At 73.6% G+C, this 17,207-nt stretch carries 17 protein-coding genes; 11 read left to right on the plus strand and 6 right to left on the minus strand.

All coding sequences use genetic code 11. The features are described 5' to 3' along the window. Positions 1-181 precede the first annotated feature (181 nt). Together ACIA8O_RS20840 and ACIA8O_RS20845 are read left to right on the plus strand one after the other, a co-directional pair. A complete protein-coding gene (locus ACIA8O_RS20840) occupies positions 182-424 on the plus strand; it encodes a chaplin (protein ID WP_396295413.1) in 243 nt (80 codons plus the stop codon). A gap of 223 nt (positions 425-647) precedes the next feature. After that, positions 648-1,511 (plus strand): chaplin family protein, encoded by an 864-nt coding sequence (locus ACIA8O_RS20845; RefSeq protein ID WP_396295414.1) that lies wholly within the window; start codon positions 648-650, stop codon positions 1,509-1,511. Between the two features lie 102 nt (positions 1,512-1,613). Here ACIA8O_RS20845 and ACIA8O_RS20850 read toward each other — a convergent pair whose 3' ends face one another. Then, the gene (locus ACIA8O_RS20850; protein WP_380150372.1) at positions 1,614-1,823 is read right to left on the minus strand and encodes a DUF5703 family protein; all 210 of its coding nucleotides are present in this window, start codon (positions 1,821-1,823) and stop codon (positions 1,614-1,616) included. 324 nt (positions 1,824-2,147) lie between these two features. Between ACIA8O_RS20850 and ACIA8O_RS20855 the strand changes: the two genes are divergently transcribed. After that, positions 2,148-2,768, plus strand: a complete 621-nt coding sequence (locus ACIA8O_RS20855) for a hypothetical protein (protein WP_396295415.1) — start codon at positions 2,148-2,150, stop codon at positions 2,766-2,768. Between the two features lie 206 nt (positions 2,769-2,974). Here the strand turns inward: ACIA8O_RS20855 and ACIA8O_RS20860 are convergent, their stop codons facing one another. Both ACIA8O_RS20860 and ACIA8O_RS20865 read right to left on the minus strand, forming a co-directional pair. Then, positions 2,975-5,122, minus strand: a complete 2,148-nt coding sequence (locus tag ACIA8O_RS20860; protein ID WP_396295416.1) for a helix-hairpin-helix domain-containing protein — start codon at positions 5,120-5,122, stop codon at positions 2,975-2,977. A gap of 19 nt (positions 5,123-5,141) precedes the next feature. After that, positions 5,142-6,122 carry an aldo/keto reductase gene (locus tag ACIA8O_RS20865; RefSeq protein WP_396295417.1) on the minus strand — a complete coding sequence of 327 codons (981 nt, stop codon included), beginning with the start codon at positions 6,120-6,122 and terminating at the stop codon, positions 5,142-5,144. Between the two features lie 350 nt (positions 6,123-6,472). Here ACIA8O_RS20865 and ACIA8O_RS20870 point away from each other — a divergent pair, with 350 nt between their 5' ends. Continuing rightward, positions 6,473-7,519 carry an LLM class F420-dependent oxidoreductase gene (locus ACIA8O_RS20870; protein ID WP_396295418.1) on the plus strand — a complete coding sequence of 349 codons (1,047 nt, stop codon included), beginning with the start codon at positions 6,473-6,475 and terminating at the stop codon, positions 7,517-7,519. Between the two features lie 97 nt (positions 7,520-7,616). Here ACIA8O_RS20870 and ACIA8O_RS20875 read toward each other — a convergent pair whose 3' ends face one another. Continuing rightward, positions 7,617-8,606: a magnesium and cobalt transport protein CorA gene (locus ACIA8O_RS20875; RefSeq protein WP_396295419.1), complete on the minus strand. Its 990-nt coding sequence runs from the start codon at positions 8,604-8,606 to the stop codon at positions 7,617-7,619. A 91-nt stretch (positions 8,607-8,697) separates the two neighbouring features. Here ACIA8O_RS20875 and ACIA8O_RS20880 point away from each other — a divergent pair, with 91 nt between their 5' ends. From ACIA8O_RS20880 to mshC, 4 genes are all read left to right on the plus strand, one after another. Next, positions 8,698-9,408, plus strand: a complete 711-nt coding sequence (locus tag ACIA8O_RS20880; protein WP_396295420.1) for a histidine phosphatase family protein — start codon at positions 8,698-8,700, stop codon at positions 9,406-9,408. Positions 9,409-9,719: 311 nt separating this feature from the next. Continuing rightward, a complete protein-coding gene (locus ACIA8O_RS20885) occupies positions 9,720-10,298 on the plus strand; it encodes a DUF3090 family protein (protein ID WP_396295421.1) in 579 nt (192 codons plus the stop codon). Positions 10,299-10,519: 221 nt separating this feature from the next. Beyond that, positions 10,520-11,317 (plus strand): SCO1664 family protein, encoded by a 798-nt coding sequence (locus tag ACIA8O_RS20890; RefSeq protein ID WP_396295731.1) that lies wholly within the window; start codon positions 10,520-10,522, stop codon positions 11,315-11,317. Positions 11,318-11,460: 143 nt separating this feature from the next. Continuing rightward, the gene (gene mshC / locus ACIA8O_RS20895; protein WP_396295422.1) at positions 11,461-12,690 is read left to right on the plus strand and encodes a cysteine--1-D-myo-inosityl 2-amino-2-deoxy-alpha-D-glucopyranoside ligase; all 1,230 of its coding nucleotides are present in this window, start codon (positions 11,461-11,463) and stop codon (positions 12,688-12,690) included. Positions 12,691-12,882: 192 nt separating this feature from the next. On the opposite strand, the gene ACIA8O_RS20900 is transcribed toward mshC, so the two are convergent. Beyond that, positions 12,883-13,797, minus strand: a complete 915-nt coding sequence (locus ACIA8O_RS20900; protein WP_396295423.1) for a PAC2 family protein — start codon at positions 13,795-13,797, stop codon at positions 12,883-12,885. 177 nt (positions 13,798-13,974) lie between these two features. On the opposite strand from ACIA8O_RS20900, the gene ACIA8O_RS20905 reads away from it, so the two are divergent. From ACIA8O_RS20905 to ACIA8O_RS20915, 3 genes are all read left to right on the plus strand, one after another. Continuing rightward, a complete protein-coding gene (locus ACIA8O_RS20905; protein WP_396295424.1) occupies positions 13,975-14,337 on the plus strand; it encodes a DUF1304 domain-containing protein in 363 nt (120 codons plus the stop codon). Positions 14,338-14,402: 65 nt separating this feature from the next. After that, positions 14,403-15,032, plus strand: coding sequence for a TetR/AcrR family transcriptional regulator (locus ACIA8O_RS20910; RefSeq protein ID WP_396295732.1), 630 nt, complete (start codon positions 14,403-14,405; stop codon positions 15,030-15,032). A gap of 168 nt (positions 15,033-15,200) precedes the next feature. Next, a complete protein-coding gene (locus ACIA8O_RS20915; protein WP_345289798.1) occupies positions 15,201-15,581 on the plus strand; it encodes a hypothetical protein in 381 nt (126 codons plus the stop codon). Between the two features lie 51 nt (positions 15,582-15,632). Here the strand turns inward: ACIA8O_RS20915 and ACIA8O_RS20920 are convergent, their stop codons facing one another. Beyond that, positions 15,633-17,195, minus strand: coding sequence for a serine/threonine-protein kinase (locus ACIA8O_RS20920; protein WP_396295425.1), 1,563 nt, complete (start codon positions 17,193-17,195; stop codon positions 15,633-15,635). Positions 17,196-17,207 lie beyond the last annotated feature (12 nt).

Consider the following 17,207-nt stretch of genomic DNA (forward strand, 5'->3'; position numbering starts at 1 on the left):
ATGTCCGGGGGTGGAGAAAGGATTCTTCGAGGACTCAACTGGGCGTTCCCCTGTGCGAGTTGTCACCGCTGCGGGTGAATGCATGATCCCTCCCGTACCCCGTTCGGCCCATTCGCCGTTCACCCATTTGCAGGCCGGGAACGGGCTGCGGAACACAGGAATCGACCAGGAGGAAAGCCCCATGAAGGTCAAGAAGATCGTCGCCGTCGCCGCCGCCACCGGTGGTCTGGTGCTCGCCGGTGCGGGTGCCGCCGTCGCCCACGGCGGTGCGGCCGCCAACGGTTTCGCGACCAACTCCCCGGGTGTGCTGTCGGGCAACAGCGTCCAGGTTCCGGTGCACGTGCCGGTCAACCTGTGCGGCAACACCGTCAGCGTCATCGGCCTGCTGAACCCGGCGTTCGGCAACCACTGCGCCAACTTCTAAGCGGAATCCGGCCGTTGGGCCGGTATCCGACCGAGAAGTGGTTCGTACCGGACGGGCCCTCCGCGACTGCGCGGGGGGCCCGTCCGCGTGTGCGAGGGCCGCTCACTCGATGGGGTGAAGAGGCCCGTTCGGGTCAACCGCGGGACCCCCGGGCTCGTTGTTCGGTGTACCGGCGAAGACCGCATCGGGAATTCCGACAATCACACACCACTCAGGGGAGTACATGCGTCAGGTCGCTAAGAAGGGCATCTTCACGGTGGTCGCCACGGGCAGCGTGCTGGCCTCGGCCTCCGGTTACGCCTACGCCGGCGCGGATGCCCAGGGAGCCACCACCAACTCGCCCGGCGTCGGCTCCGGCAACAGCCTCCAGGCGCCCGTGGACATCCCCGTGAACGCCTGCGGGAACACCGTCAGCGTGGTGGGCCTGCTCAACCCGGCGATGGGCAACGACTGCGCCAACGCCTCCGGCCCCCGCCACGGCGGTGGCTCGCAGCACGGAGGCGGCTCGCAGCACGGCGGCACGTCCACCAAGAGCGGCGGCGCGCAGGCCGGCGGCACCACCGCCAACTCCCCGGGCGTCGCCTCGGGGAACAGCGTGCAGGCCCCCGTCTCCATCCCCGTGAACGCCTGCGGCAACTCGGTGGACGTGGTCGGGATCGGCAACCCGGCCTTCGGCAACAGCTGCGGCAACACCGCCACCCCGCCCCCGCCGCCGCACCACGTGCCCGACGAGGAGTGCGACGAGCACGGCACCCACAACCCGCCGCCGCCCGCCACCAGCCAGCCGCCCGGCACCGTCCCGCCGAGCAGCAGCACCGGCGGCTCCGGCCACGGCAACGGCCGCGGCGGCCTCCCCGGCGGCGAGCTCCCCGGCACCGTGGTGACCGGCCAGCCGGTCTCCTTCACCGAGACCCCGCCGCCCGCCCCGGCCGTCTCCCGCACCGCCTCCGCGGCCGCGGTGGCTCCGGCCCGGGCCCAGCTGGCGCAGACCGGTTCGGACGGCCTCCAGCTGATGACCGTCACCGGGGCGGCCCTGCTGCTCGGCGGCGGCGTGCTCTACCGGCGCGCCCGGGCGGGCGCCCGCTGAGGCCTCCGGTCCGGCTGCCGGATTCGGAGGAACGCCGGAGGGGCGTGGCGCACCGGGCGCCACGCCCCTCCGGCGTTCGTCACGGACGGTCTCGGCCGACGGTCACCAGCTGCGGACCTGACGGATGATCCGCCGTCGCAGCAGCACGGTGCGGCTGCCGTCGGGGAAGAGCTTCAGCCGGTCCAGCTCCCAGTGCCCGTACTCGGCGTGCTCGGTGAGCAGCTGCCGGGCCGCGTTGCGGGTGGTGCCGCGGGGCATGCGCAGCGACTGGTACTCGTACTCGGGCTGCCGGACCAGCTTCGGTGGGGTCAAGACTCTCCTCCTGCGGGACGACGCATGCAGGCAAGGGTACGACCTGCCTGTGACGGCCTGGGTCGAACGGTGCCCCGGGCCGCCCGATCCGTCAGGTGAGCCTGGGCTTTCCGGGGGCTGACAGTCAATCAGTTTTCGTACCGAGGAAGGGATACCCACCCCGGTCGGGGCCGATGCGCGGGCCCGTGGCGCGGGCCGGGCCGCGGTCGGTGCGGGGTACAGATCCGTCCGGACCGGACATCCGGGCGGAAGTTGCGGTGAATTCCCGGAAGTAGACGACAACCCCTGTGCGTGTCGCGCCCCGGGGGAGATAGCGTCAGCACCATGTCTGATGCCGCGCAGCTCACCATCGCCGAGGTACGGGCCGCCGCCGAGGCGGTCAAGTCCGCCATCGACCGCCACCTGGCAGCGATCACCGGCCACGCCACAGCGGGCGATCCCGGGGTGGTCGCCGCTTACGAGGAGCTCGCCGCGGCGGCCATCGCCTACGACCAGATCCTCTACGAGGCCTACGACGAGGTCACCCCGTTCGAAGTGCCGGGCGACGAGGGCAGCGGTGGCTACACCGGGCCGGACCAGCCCGAGGCGATCAGCGTGCTGATCCGCCGGGACTACCTGATCACCGACGCCAAGCGGCTGCGGGGGCAGGCGGAACGGGTGGACAGCTCGCTGGTGCCCGGCGGCGGCCAGGACGGCAGCGGCGTGAACGCGGCCATCGGGGTGCTGTTCGGCGAGTACGAGCCGGACGAGATCGCGGCCCGCTGCGAGGAGTTCGGCCTGGAGGAGGGGGACTCCACGCTCTGGGTGGCGGCGGCCGAGCCCTCCGACCCGGGCGAGTGGCTCCCGGAGCCGTTCGACGGGGCGGACTCGCAGCTGCTGATCTGCCGGTTCGACGTCAGCGAGGTCTACGACGACGACCTGGACGGGCTGGACGACGAGGAGTAGCCGGCACGGCGCACGGCGGCGGGGTCGCGCAGCCCCGTGCGGCCGCGTACGGCGCTGTGTTCCTCGTACGGCTCCGTGCGGCTCCGTGCGGAGCCGTATGGCTTTGTACGGCCTCTGTACGGCGTGGAGGGGCGGGCCCGGTGGCCCGCCCCTCCGTCGTTGCGTCCCGATCGGCCCGGCAGGCCGGCTCGGCTCAGTACGCCTGCTCAGTACGCCTGCTCGGCCTGCTCCGCCAGGATCGAGCGCAGCCGGGTGGTGCGCGGACGGGCCGGACGCTCGGCGACGGCCTGGGCCAGCGCCGGACCGGCCGCGTGCACCACGGAGAGGTGGCGCTCGGCGCGGCCGAAGACGGTGTAGACCCACTGCCTGGTCAGGCCGGCGGCGGCGTCCTCCGGCAGCACGGCGACCACGCCCGGCCAGCGGCGGCCGACCGCCTGATGGCCCGTCAGCGCCCAGCCGTGGCGCAGCTCGGAGACCTTGGCGGGCGGCAGGGTGAGCCTGCCGCCGCCGGCCAGCTCCAGGTGCAGCCCGGCGGCGTCGCCGTCCAGCACCCGGCCGAGCCGGACCACGCCCGGGGCGGGGGAGTGCACCACCCGGTCGCCCGGGTCGAAGCCGCCGAACCGGCCCGGGCCGGGGTTGAGCCGGGCCTTGGCCGCCGCGTTCAGCGCCCGGGTGCCGGCCGCGCCGCCGTGACCGGGCGTCAGCAGCACCACCTGCTCGGCCGGGATGCCGAGGGCGCGCGGGATGGAGTCGGTGAGCAGCTGCACCGCGCGGTGCACCGCCTCGCCGCCGTCCTTGGCGGTGAGGATCACCACCTCCTTCTCCGGCGCGTCGACGGGCTGGAGCTCGCCGATGCCGATGGAGGAGACCAGCTCGCCGATGGGGCCGAAGTCCGGCGTCCGGGAGGCGACCGCCGGGCAGGCCTTGGCGGCCAGCAGGTCGGCGAAGAACCGGCCGGGGCCGGCCGACCAGAGCTGCCCCGGGTCACCGCTGAGCACCAGCCGGGTGGAGTCGGCCAGCGCCTCCAGCAGGGTGGCGGCCAGCTCGACGTCGACCAGCGGGGCGTCCAGCACGATCAGCAGGTCCAGCGCGAGCGAACCGTCCGAGGCGCGGCCCGGGCCGTCGGCCCCGGCCAGCAGCTCACCGAGCACGGCCACCTCGGCGGCCCCGCTCCGGGCCCGCAGCGCGTCCCGGCCCTCCGCCGTCCACGTTGCGGCCCAGGCCCGCAGACCCAGCCCCAGCGCGGCGGCGAGCAGCGCGGCGGGCTCGGCACGGGCGGCCTCGCCGCCGGTGTGCAGCACCACGGGGTGCTCGGCCACGGCGCGGACCAGGGCGGTGGCGGAGGAGGACGGCGCGGCGACGGCGGCCGCCTCCCAAGCGGCCGGGCCGGGCTGCACGGGAGCCGACGGTGCGTCAGGGGGCCCGGCCTCCGTGCTCTCCTCCCCGGCCGCGCCCGTCACGTCCTCGGCTGCGTCCGCCGCGTCCTCGGCCGTTTCGGTTGCCTCGGGGTTCTCCGGGTCCCCGTCCCCGTCTCCGGCCCCGTCCCCGGTCTCGGCCGACTCGTCGCCGTGGGCCGCCTCGTACTCCTCGTCGGTGCCGGGCACGAAGGTGGACATCACCCGAACGAGACCGTCCGCGAGGCTCTCCTCGGCGAGCGCGAGCCGTTCCAGCGCGAGCAGCGTCCGCATCGGCGGCTCGTCGTCCTCGTCGCCGGACGGACGGTGGCCGGGCAGCTCCTCCTGAAAGGCCATCACCCGGCCGTCCACCACGACCTCCTGGAGCGCGGCGGCCGCGTCCGGCAGGCCGAGCCGCTCCAGACCGGAGGCCACCTCGCCGATCTCCGCCGCCGAGTCGCCGCGCAGCGCGGCCTGCTCCAGCAGCCACGGCACCAGCGCCTGGGCGCGGCGCGGGTCACCCGGGCCGGCCGCCGGGCCGAGCAGGCCACGGGCGAAGCCGTCCGCCTGGTCCGGCCGGACGCCGGGCAGGGTGAGCACCGCCCACGGGTCCTCGCGCAGCAGGCCGGCCGCGCCCTCGCCCAGCGCCGCGACGGCGGCCGGGGCGAACTCGGCCGGGGCGCCCCCGGCCGTCAGCACCTCGGCGGCCTCCCGCAGGGCCTGCTCGCGCTGCCCGTCCACCGCGCCGGAGGCCTGGGCCCCGCCGGGCGCGGCGGTGCCGGCCGCGGGGCCGCCGGCCCCGGAGGACCCACCGACCGTGCGGATCGCCTCGGCCAGCGCGGCCACGGTGGAGGCCGTGTCCGCCGACGTACCGTCGGCCCCCTGCCCGGAACCCCTCTCCGACGCCTGCTCAGGTCCCTGGTCCGGAGCGCCTTCGGCCACGTTCTCTGCTTCCCTCACGTCGCCCACCACTTCGCTCCTACAGCTCCGTCCAGCCCTGGTCCGGGTAGCGGTGCACCGGGGCCGAGACGTCGTCCAGCGCACCGCGGATCTCACCCGGTAGCGTAAGCGCCTCCACCGACAGGGCCGCCGCCAGCTGCCCGGCGGTCCGGGCGCCGACCAGCGCGCTCGCCACGCCGGGCCGGTCCCGGGCCCAGGCCAGGGCGACCGCGAGCGGACTGCTGGCCAGACCGTCGGCGGCGGTGGCGAGGGCGTCCACGATCCGGCGCGAGCGCTCGCCGAGGTACGGCTGCACGAAGCCGGAGAGGTGCGGCGAGGCCCCGCGCGACTCGGGCGGCACGCCGTGACGGTACTTGCCGGTCAGCACGCCCCGGCCGAGCGGGGAGGAGGCGATCACCCCGAGCCCGGCGTCCAGCGCCGCGGGCAGCACCTCGCGTTCGATGCCGCGTTGGAGCAGCGAGTACTCCATCTGGGTCGAGGCCAGCGGTACCCGGCCGGGCTGGGCGCGCTGCCAGGTGGCGGCCTTGGCCAGCTGCCAGCCGCTGTGGTTGGAGAGCCCGACGTACCGGGCCCGGCCGGAGGAGACGGCCAGGTCGAGGGCGTGCAGGGTCTCCTCGGTGGGGGTACCGGGGTCGAAGGCGTGCACCTGCCAGAGGTCCACGTGGTCGGTGCCCAGGCGGCGCAGCGAGGCGTCGAGGGCGGCGAGCAGGCCGCCGCGGGAGGTGTCGAAGCGCCGGTCCGAGTCGGGGGTGCTGCCCGCCTTGGTGGCGATCACCAGTTCCGAGCGCGGGACCAGACCGTCCGTCAGCCGGGAGATCAGGTACTCGGCGCCGCCGTCGGCGTAGACGTCGGCGGTGTCGATCAGGGTGCCGCCCGCGTCGACGAAGGTCTTGAGCTGCTCGGCGGCCTCGTGCTCGTCGGTGTCCCGGCCCCAGGTCATGGTGCCCAGGCCGAGCCGGGAGACCCGTAGGCCGGTCCGGCCGAGATGACGCTGTTCCATCGGGCAGACCCTCCGTCGGCTGACCCGCGCGCGGGTGACGTCGGAGGTGACATCGGCGCAGGTGGGGGAAGGTGCCTCCCCCGTCGGCCGAGCGTAGCGGCCCGGGGGCGGGGCGCCACGCCGACGTGCCGGGAGCGCGACACGCGCGTGCCGGCGGACGACACGCGCGGGTACCTACCGGTGGGTAGCTTGACCGGCTACGCTCCGTCCAGCGGCCGGTCGTCGGGCGGCCCGGCCACCACGAACCCCTGACACCCCGACACCTGACACCCCGACACCTGACACCCCGACACCTGACACCTGACACCTGAACATCCCGACACCTGAACATCCTCCCGGAGGGCACCCACATGCGACTCGGCATCAACCTCGGTTACTGGGGCCTCGGCATGGACGCCGACAACATCACCGTCGCCCAGGAGGCCGACCGGCTCGGCTACGCGGTCTGCTGGGCCGCCGAGGCGTACGGCTCGGACGCCGCCACCGTGCTCTCCTACGTGGCCGCCAAGACCGAGCGGATCGACGTCGGCTCCGCCATCTTCCAGATCCCGGCCCGCACCCCCGCGATGACCGCGATGACCGCCGCCACCCTGGACACCCTCTCCGGCGGCCGCTTCCGGCTCGGCCTCGGCGTCTCCGGCCCGCAGGTCTCCGAGGGCTGGTACGGCGTCAAGTTCGACAAGCCGCTGGCCCGCACCCGCGAGTACGTGGAGATCATCCGCAAGGCGATGTCCCGCGAGCGGCTCAGCCACGAGGGCGCCCACTGGACCCTCCCGCTGCCCGGCGGCCCCGGCAAGCCGCTCAAGCTGACGGTGCATCCGGTCCGCGAGCACATCCCGCTGTACATCGCCGCCATCGGCCCGAAGAACCTGGAGCAGACCGGCGAGATCGCCGACGGCTGGCTGGGCATCTTCTTCGCCCCCGAGCACGCCGCCCTCTCCCTCGACCCGCTGAAGGCCGGCCGGGCCAAGGTCGGCCAGACCCTGGAGGGCTTCGACCTCTGCCCGACCGTCGCCATCTCGGTCGGCGAGGACGTCAAGGCCGCCGCCGACCTGCAGCGCCCCTACACCGCCCTCTACGTCGGCGGCATGGGCTCCAAGGAGAAGAACTTCTACAACCAGCTGGCCCGCCGGATGGGCTACGAGCAGGCCGCCGACGAGATCCAGGAGAAGTACCTGGCCAGGGACTACGCGGGCGCGGCCGCCGCCGTCCCGCACGACCTGATCGACTCCACCGCCCTGCTCGGCACCACCGAGCGGATCGCCGACCGGATGCAGGCCTACGCCGACGCGGGCGTCACCACCCTCACCCTGGCCCCGGCCGGCCTCACCCTGGAGGAGCGGATCACCGCCCTGCGCACCGGCGTCGACGCCCTGGAGCGCGCCGGGCTGGCCTGACCCGCCCGGTCCGTTCGGACCGGACGGCCCACCCGATTCCGTCCCGGGTCCTGCACCGGCTCCGGTGGCGCTGTGGCCGGAGCCCGTCAGAGGGGCTCTAGAGCCAGCCGCTGCGCTTGAACACCCGGTGCAGGACCAGACAGATCGTCACCATCACCCCGACCGCCGCCGGGTAGCCCCAGGGCTGGCGCAGCTCGGGCATGTCCTCGAAGTTCATCCCGTACACGCCCGCGATCATCGTCGGCACGGCGGCCAGCGCCGCCCAGGCCGAGATCTTCCGCATGTCGTTGTTCTGCTGCACGCTGACCTGCGCGAGGTTGGCGCTCAGGATGTCGGAGAGCAGCCGGTCGAGCGCGTCCACCTGCTCGTTCACCCGGGTCAGGTGGTCCGCCACGTCGCGGAAGTACGGCCGCAGCTTGTCCGGGACGGACTCCACCGTGCCCGAGGCCAGCCGCAGCAACGGCTCCTGGAGCGGGACGGTGGCCTTCCGCACGCCGGTCACCTGCCGCTTGAAGGCGTAGATCCGCTCGGCCAGCCCGCGCACCGGCCGACCGGGCGCGAACACCTCGGCCTCCAGGTCGTCCAGGTCGCCCTGGAGCGCGGTGGTGATCTCCAGGTAGTGGTCCACCACCATGTCCGCGACGGCGTAGAGCACGGCGGCCGGGCCCTGGGCGAGCAGCTCGGGCTCCTGCTCCAGGGTGCTGCGCAGGCCGGAGAGCGGGCTGTCCTCGCCGTGGCGGACCGTCATCACGTAGCAGTCGCCGAGGAAGAGCATCACCTCGCCGGTGGAGACGGTGTGCCCGTCCGGGTGGTAGCCGAGGGTCTTGAGCACCATGAAGGCCGAGCCGGGGAAGCGCTCCAGCTTGGGCCGCTGATGGGCCGTCACGGCGTCCTCGACGGCCAGCGGGTGGAGCCCGAACTCCTCGCTGACCAGGTCGAGTTCCCCGGTGGTGGGCTCCATCAGACCGAGCCAGACGAAGGCGTCTCCGGCCTTCCGGGCGGCCGCCAGGGCGTCCGAGAAGTCCTCGGGGCCCGGGGTGCGACGGCCTGCGCGGTATATGGCGCTGTCGACGATCATGCGGTCCATTCTGGTGCCTGCCGCCCCGTTGCGGCCCGAGAAGTGCACCATATCGAGCCTCCGCGCCACCGGCGGGCAGCACAGGCCGTACGCTGACGCCATGCCGACCCTGCTGCTCGTCCGTCACGGCCGTTCCACCGCCAACACGGCGGGGGTGCTCGCAGGCTGGACCCCCGGTGTGCACCTCGACGAGACCGGCCGGGCCCAGGCCGCCGCGCTGGCCGGCCGGCTGGACGGGATCCCGCTGGTCAAGGCGGTCTCCAGCCCACTGGAACGCTGCGCCGAGACCCTCGCCCCGCTGCTCGACGGCCGCCCCGAGCTCGGCCCGGCAGCCGTGGACGAGCGGCTCGGCGAGTGCCACTACGGGGACTGGACCGGCCGGCCGCTGGCCGAACTGGCCGAGGAACCGCTCTGGCGCACCGTCCAGGACCACGCCGCCGCGGCGGTCTTCCCCGGTGGCGAGTCACTGCGCGAACTGAGCCACCGGACGGTGGACGCTGTGCGGGAGTGGAACGAGAAGATCGAGGCTGAGCACGGTGCGGACGCGGTCTGGGTGGCCTGCTCGCACGGCGACGTGATCAAGGCGGTGGTGGCCGACGCGCTCGGCCTGCACCTGGACCACTTCCAGCGGATCTCGGTCGAGCCCTGCTCGGTCACCGCGATCCGGTACACCCCGCAGCGGCCGTTCGTGCTGCGGGTCGGGGACACCGGGAGCCTCGCCTCACTGGCGCCGCGACCCCCGGCCGAGGGCGGCTCGGCGGGCGCCGGGCAGGGGGACGCCGTGGTCGGCGGCGACACCGGGGTCCGCTGACGCGGCTCGTCGCCCCGGCCCGTCGCTGCGGTTCGTCGCTGCGGTTCGTCGACGGGGGCGGTGGGTCGGCCGAGGTGGGCGACCGGGGGACCGGGGGAGAGCGGGACCGGGAGGCAGTGGGACCGGGAAGGGCGGGCCGTGGACGTGACGGCGCGCGTCCGTCCATCTGACGCAGCGGCACCTGGGCCGCCCCAACTGGGCTGCCCAGGCCGTAGGGTGGCCGGTGAGACCACGATCCACACCGCGACACCCGCCACGTCCCAGAACACCTCGGCGCCCAGGCGCCCGATTCCAGAACCCGGAGCGAGCACGTGCCCCGTCAGGTCCACTTCTATGACCAGCCCGAGCGGTTCGTCGCGGGCACCGTCGGCCAGCCCGGGGCCCGGGCCTTCTTCCTCCAGGCCAGCGCGCGCGGCCGGATCACCTCCGTGCTGCTGGAGAAGGCCCAGGTGGCCGCGCTGGCGGAGCGGGTCGAGCAGGTGCTCGACGAGGCGCTGCGCCGCAGCGGGGGCGACGCGGACATCCCGCAGACCGCGCCGGCCGAGCTGATCGACACCGCACCGCTCGACCTCCCGCTGGAGCAGGAGTTCCGGGTCGGCACCATGGCGTTGGCCTGGGACAGCGTCGAGGAGTGCCTGGTGGTCGAGGCCCAGGCGGTGGTCGAGAGCGAGGAGGAGGCCGTCGAGGACGAGGCCGACTACTACGACGACGAGGACGACGAGAACGGCCCCGACATGCTCCGGGTCCGGCTCAGCGGGGCGATGGCCCGCGTCTTCGCCAAGCGCGCGCTCGACCTGGTCGCGGCCGGCCGCAAGCCCTGCCCGTTCTGCAACCTGCCGCTTGACCCCGAGGGCCACCTCTGCCCCCGGGCGAACGGGTACCGGCGCTGACCGTGGAGCGCACGGGCGGGGCGGGACCGCAGGCGGAGCGGGCGGCGGGGACGGCGGCCGAGGACGGTCGGTCGGGCGCGCCGACCGGGCAGGCGGAGCGGGTGGAGCGGGTGGAGCAGGTGGCGACGGGTTCGTCGACGGAGGAACCGGAGCAGCTGGAACAGTCGGCACAGCCGGAGCAGATCGAGGTGCCGGTGGCGGACCCGGCCGTCAGCGCCGCGCTGGCCGCCGACCCGAGGACGGCGCTGGAACTGCTCCGCTCGGGCGAACTGGAGGTGCACGGCCGGGTCACCAGCGCCTCCAACGCGGTGCTCTACTGCACCGTCACCCTGGACGGCCTGACCGTGCCCTGCGCCTACAAGCCGGTCGCGGGGGAGCGGCCGCTCTGGGACTTCCCGGACGGCACGCTGGCCGGGCGGGAGGCGGCCTCCTTCCTGGTCTCGGCCGCCACCGGATGGGGACTGGTGCCGCCCACGGTGCTCCGGGACGGCCAGGCCGGGCCGGGCATGGTCCAGCTCTGGATCGAACCGGACGACGAGGCAGAGGAACTGATCGACCTTCAGGACCCGGCCGGCCCCGAACCCGGCTGGCTCCCGATCGTCCACGCGGACGTGGGCGGCGGGCGGACCGCCCTGCTGGTGCACCGGGACGACGACCGGCTGCGCCGTCTGGCGGTGCTCGACGCGGTGCTCAACAACTCCGACCGGAAGGGCGGCCACTGGATCACAGCCCCGGACGGCCGCCTGTACGGCATCGACCACGGCGTGACCTTCGCCGCACCGGCCAAGCTGCGCACCCTGCTCTGGGGCTGGGCCGGCGAACCGCTACCGGACGAGGCGTCAGAGGTCCTCGGCCGACTGGCCGGTGCCCTGGACGGTGCCCTCGGCGAGAGCCTGCGCCCGCTGATCACCCCCGCCGAACTGGATGCCACCAGGGCCCGGGTCGCCGCGCTGCTGCGTGGCGGACGTCACCCGGAGCCTTCGCCTGACTGGCCGTCGATCCCCTGGCCGCCGGTCTGAGCCCGTACGGCCCGGACAGGGTGGGGTGACGCGGTGGCTGCGGGGTGACGTCGTAGCTGTGAGGTGAACCGGCAGCGAACGCAATCCGGCCGATCTCGCGTACTGGTTAGCCTTTCAAATGATCGCGAGGTTAGAGTCGAGCCATGCATTCCTGGCCCGCCTCCGAGGTTCCCGCCCTGCCTGGTCAGGGGCTTCCCCTCCACATCCACGACACCGCCACGAACAGCGTCCGGGAGGTGGTCCCACAGGGGCCGACCGCCCGGCTGTACGTCTGCGGCATCACTCCCTACGACGCCACCCACCTCGGCCACGCCGCCACCTACAACACTTTCGACCTGGTGCAGCGCGTTTGGAAGGACGCCGGTCACGACGTCCTCTACGTGCAGAACGTCACCGACGTGGACGACCCGCTGCTGGAGCGGGCGGTGGCCACCGGTCAGGACTGGACCGTGCTGGCGGAGCGTGAGACCGCCCTGTTCCGCGAGGACATGACGGCGCTGCGGATGCTTCCCCCGGCCCACTACATCGGTGCCGTGGAGTCGATCCCGTGGATCGTCCCGCTCGTGAAGAAGCTGCTCGCCTCGGGCGCGGCCTACGAGCTGGACGGCGACATCTATTTCTCGGTCGAGTCCGACCCGCACTTCGGCGAGGTCTCCGGCCTCGACCGGGAGGCGATGGTCCCGGTCTTCGCCGAGCGCGGTGGCGACCCGGAGCGCCCGGGCAAGAAGCACCCGCTGGACGCCCTGCTCTGGCTCTCGGCCCGCCCGAACGAGCCCGCCTGGGACACCGAGCTCGGCCACGGCCGGCCCGGCTGGCACATCGAGTGCGTGGCCATCGCGCTGCAGTACCTGGACATGGGCTTCGACATCCAGGGCGGCGGCAGCGACCTGTCGTTCCCGCACCACGAGATGGGCGCCTCCCACGCCCAGGTCGCCAGCGGTGCGCACCCGTACGCCCGGGCCTACGTGCACGCCGGGATGGTCGGGCTCGACGGGCACAAGATGTCGAAGTCGCGCGGGAACCTGGTCTTCGTCTCGGCCCTGCGCCGGGACGGCGTCGAACCGGCTGCGATCCGGCTCGCGCTGCTCGCCCACCACTACCGCAGCGACTGGGAGTGGACCCAGGCCGACCTGGACCAGGCGCAGGAGCGGCTCGCTCGCTGGCGCGCCGCGGTCTCCCGGCCTGACGGTCCGTCGGCCGACGAGCTGCTGGCCGAGGTCCGCGCCGCGCTCGCCGACGACCTGAACGCTCCGGCGGCACTGGCCGCCGTGGACCGCTGGGCCGACCGGCAGGCCGAGGCCGGTGGCACCGACATCGGCGCCCCGGGCCTGGTCTCCCGGACGGTGGACGCCCTGCTGGGCGTGGCGCTCTAGGGGTCGGACGGGACAGGGTCCGTATCGCTTCGAGGTTCTCGTTGCGGTGCGGACCCTGTCGTTTCGTCAGCTGTTCTTCGTCGGTGGTCGTGCGCAGTCGTCGGTGGTCGTGAGCGGTTGCCGACGGTCGTGAGTGGTCGTCAGCTGTGCGGTGCCGACGGATGGTCGGCGGCACTCACCGGGCGACGACCGTCACTGGTCCTCGTCCGTCGGGTTCTTCGGCTCGGTGGCGTGACCGGAGACGGGCTTCTCGCCGGTCGGGCCGAGGTTGTCCCGGCGTCGGAGGTACCGCTCGAACTCGCGGGCGATGGCGTCTCCCGACGCCTCCGGCAGCTCGGCGGTGTCCTGTGCCTCCTCCAGCTGCTGGACGTACTCCGCCACCTCGCTGTCCTCGGCGGCCAGCTGGTCCACCCCGAGCTGCCAGGCACGGGAGTCCTCGGTCAGCTCGCCCGGCGGGATCCGCAGGTCGAGCAGGTCCTCCAGCTTGTTGATCAGGGCGAGGGTGGCCTTCGGGTTCGGCGGCTGCGCCACGTAGTGCGGCACGGCGGCCCAGAGCGTCACGGCCGGGACCCCGGCGTGGGCGCAGGCCTCCTGGAGCACCCCGACGATGCCGGTCGGCCCCTCGTAGCGGCTCTCCTCCAGGTCGAGCGAGCGGGCCAGCGCGGCGTCCGAGGTGACCCCGCTGACCGGTACCGGCCGGCTGTGCGGGGCGTCGCCCAGCAGGGCGCCCAGGATCACCACCAGCTCGACGCCCAACTCGTGGGCGAAGCCGAGCAGTTCGTTGCAGTACGAGCGCCAGCGCATGCTGGGCTCGATGCCGCGGACCAGCACGAGGTCGCGCGGGCGCGGCTCGGTGACCCGGACCACCGAGAGGCGGGTGGTCGGCCAGGTGATCCGGCGCACCCCGCCGTCCAGCCAGATGGTCGGTCGGTTGACCTGGAAGTCGTAGTAGTCCTCGGCGTCCAGCGCCGCGAAGACCTTGCCGCCCCAGGTCGTGTCCAGGTGCCCCACGGCCGCCGAGGCCGCGTCACCTGCGTCGTTCCAGCCTTCGAAGGCGCAGACCATCACCGGGTCGATCAACTCGGGAACATCTTCCAGCTCGATCACCCAGCGTCTCCCTCCGGACGTTCCATGGTCCCTACCTGCCCAGCCTACGAGCTTTGAAGCGTGGGCCAGGAGCGGTCGAGCCTATCCCGGAGAACCCTCTGCGACCCAGTCGGTTTTGGACACTTCGGGACAGGTGTCTATGATTGTTGGACAGTCGTCCATGAAAGGGAGCCTGCCATGAACCTCCTCGCGAACGTCCTGGTCGGTCTGGTGGCCGCGTTGCACGCGTGGATCCTGGTGCTGGAGATGTTCCTGTGGGAGCGGGCGCCGGGCCGCGGCCTCTCGGGCTTCGACGCCGCCATGGCCAAGGCCACCGCTCCGCTGGCGGCCAATCAGGGCCTGTACAACGGCTTCCTCGCCGCCGGTCTGGTCTGGGGTCTGGTGGCGGCGGACCCGACCGGCTTCCGTGTCCAGGTCTTCTTCCTCGCCTGTGTGGTGGTGGCGGGTCTGTACGGTGCCGCGACCGCCAACCGCCGCATCCTGGTTGCCCAGGCGCTGCCCGGTGCGCTCGCGCTGACCGCCGTGCTGGTCGCGGGGTGACCGGCTCCCGCGGGACGGCGGGCTCCCGGGCGGGCTCCGCCGACCGCATCGACGGGCCCGACCGCATCGACAGGTCCGAGAGGTCCGACCGGCCCGACCCCAGGGCGGAGCGGACCAGGGCCAAGCTCCGGGCCGCCCTGCTCGCCGAGTGCGCCGAGCGTCCGCTGGACGAGCTGGGGGTGGCGGCCCTGGTCCGGCGGGCCGGGGTCGGGAGGGCCACCTTCTACGTGCACTACCCCGACCTCCAGGCGCTGGCGGTGGATGCCTGTGCCGATATCGTCCGGGACGGTGTGGAGGCGCTGCACGCCTGGCGCGGCGTGCCCGACCCGGCCTCCCCGCCACCGCCGTTGGTGGACTTCCTGGCCGCGCTGGCCGGGCACGGCCCGCTCTACCGCACCCTGCTCACCCCCGGCGGCGGAGGCCCGCTCGGCGAGCTGATGCACCGTGAACTGCGTGCCTACAGCCGCCGGGAGCGCGAACTGGCCGGCGCCCCGCACGCCGCCCTGGTCGCCACCGCCGTGGCCGCGACCTTCACCGGGCTGCTCGCCGACTGGCTGCACGGCGAACTCCCGGGCACCCCGGCCCAGCTGGCCGCCCACTGCTGGCGTCTGCTGATCGCGCTTCATCGCACCCCCCTCGATCCAGTCGATCCGGTTGCCCCGGTTGCCCCGGTCGGCCCGGTGGACCCGGCCTGAAAGACGGAGAACGCACCCGCCTCCGGATCCTTCTGACGGTCCATCATGGGCCCGCTCGTCCTGCCTGTGACCCTGACAAATGTCAGGTACCGGTGGATTTCTCCCGATGATTCTCTGATCTCGGCACGGGAGACCCCGAGCCGGGAGAGCAGAGCAAGGAGAACCCTCATGTTCGGTGCACTCGGAGTGCGCAGGCTGGTCATGGCCGGTGCGGCGCTGGCGCTCGGCGCCGCCACCCTCGGGGCGACGACCGTCAGCGCCGAGGCCGCCAGCGGCTGCTACGGCATCGGCGGCGGCAAGTACAACTGCAACGTCTGGAAGACCGCCCCGACGTACTGGGAGAACAACGTCCGTGCCGGCACCCTGAACGCCGGGACGAACTACTTCTACTGCCAGGCCGTCGGCACCCGGATGTCGGACGGGCCGTACTACAACAAGTGGTACGCCAAGACCGACGACGACAGCGGCAACAAGGGCGTCTGGGTCAACGTCATCTACCTCTCCGGCGGTGGCAACGACGAGCCCGTCCCCGGCCTGCCCTACTGCTGAGGCCGGCCCCGCCGTCGGCAACGGCGGCCGGACCGGCAGGCTGACAGCGCGTCAGCCCCCGTACTGCGCGAGGTAGCGCAGCACGAGGTCGACGTGGGGGCGTACCCGCTCCGGGACGCCCCCGGTGTCGGCCACGGTCTTGTCGCTGGTGCGGTAGCCCGCGGTGACCAGGGCGGGCAGGTCACCGCGGACTCCGCGCCGCTTCAGCTGCTGGTCCAGCCAGCAGACGTAGTTGCCCATCGTGATGATGGCGTCCGGAGCCGACATGTAGTCCTTCCGGCCGTCACCGTCACCGTCCTGCGCCCAGGCGTTGAAGACCGACGGGGTCCACATCGCGATCCCGTACTCCTCGGTCCGGGGACGGGACGCCTGCGGATCGAAGCCGCTCTCCGCCTTGAGCATGGCGGCGATCAGCGCGGGTGTGATCTCCGGCTCCGGGCAGCGCCGGGCCGCCCGGTCGATGGGCTCGCGCAGGGCATCGGGTACGTCGGCATCGGGTGGGAGCGCCCCGGCCCGGGTGGACGGGCCGGAGGAGACGGGAGCTGCGGAGACGGCAGCTCCGTCGGGGGAGGACCCGGTCGCCGGGCCCGAGACCGTACCGGCGGTCGGAGGCGGGGGAGCGGGAGACCGGCCCGTCAGGCCGGTCCAGGGGGCAGCCGGTACGGCCGCGAGCAGGACAGCGGCCACCGTCAGACCGATTCGGCGCCACCGCCGGGGAGGCGGGGGAGAGTGCAGCAGTCGCAACCGCGTCACCAGTCGTCCGGCGGTCGGGCGCAGCGCCTGATCGGCTGTCAGGCAGCCGGCGATCAGCGCCTGCCAGCCCTCGGGCAGCCGCTCGTCGAGCCGCAGCGGCGCACTGCCCCGGGCGTAGGCCTGGGCGGTCAGGGCCCGGGCCCGTGCGGTCGCACCGAGGAAGGGGTGCAGGCCGCCGGTGAGCACTTGGTGCGCCAGGACACCGAAGGCCCAGACGTCCGCACTGGGCCGGAGCTGGACGCCGCGCGGCCCCGACCGCTGGGACCACCACTCCGGTGGCACGTGGTCCAGCGATCCCAGCGGTGGTGCGTAGGCGTGGGTCCCCTCCAGCTGGGTGGTCAGCCCGAAGTCGGCGAGCCGGATGTCACCGTCGGGCATCAGCAGCACGTTGCCCGGCTTCAGGTCGCCGTGCACCCAGCCCCGGCCGTGCATGTGGGCCAGCCCGGCGGCGAGCTGGCCGAGCATCTGTCCGGCCCCGGGGAGCGAGCGCCCCGGAACGGCCTCCTGGAGCAGCTGCTGAAGGCTCAGCTCGGCCCGCTCCATCACCAGGGCGACGGCGCCGTCCAAGGCCGGGCAGGCCGGGTCCCGGACGGTGGTGACGGCCAGGGTGCGGATCAGGTGGGGATGGTCGGCCCGTCGGCTGAAGCGGACCTCACGCCGGGTCAGCTCCGCCATCGTCCGCCGCTGACCTGGGGTCAGCCGCCCCGGCGGGAGGAACTTCACCGCGACGGGTGTGCCGTCCGCCTCGCAGCTGCCGGCGTACACCCGACCCCAGGCCCCGCTCCCGATCAGGGGCCCGATCCGGCAGCCCGCCACCAGGTAGCCCGTCGGCACCTCGAGCTGACCCGGTTCGGTCGGCATCGGCACTCCGTC

This window comes from Kitasatospora sp. NPDC051853 (assembly GCF_044452665.1).
Classification (GTDB): domain Bacteria; phylum Actinomycetota; class Actinomycetes; order Streptomycetales; family Streptomycetaceae; genus Kitasatospora.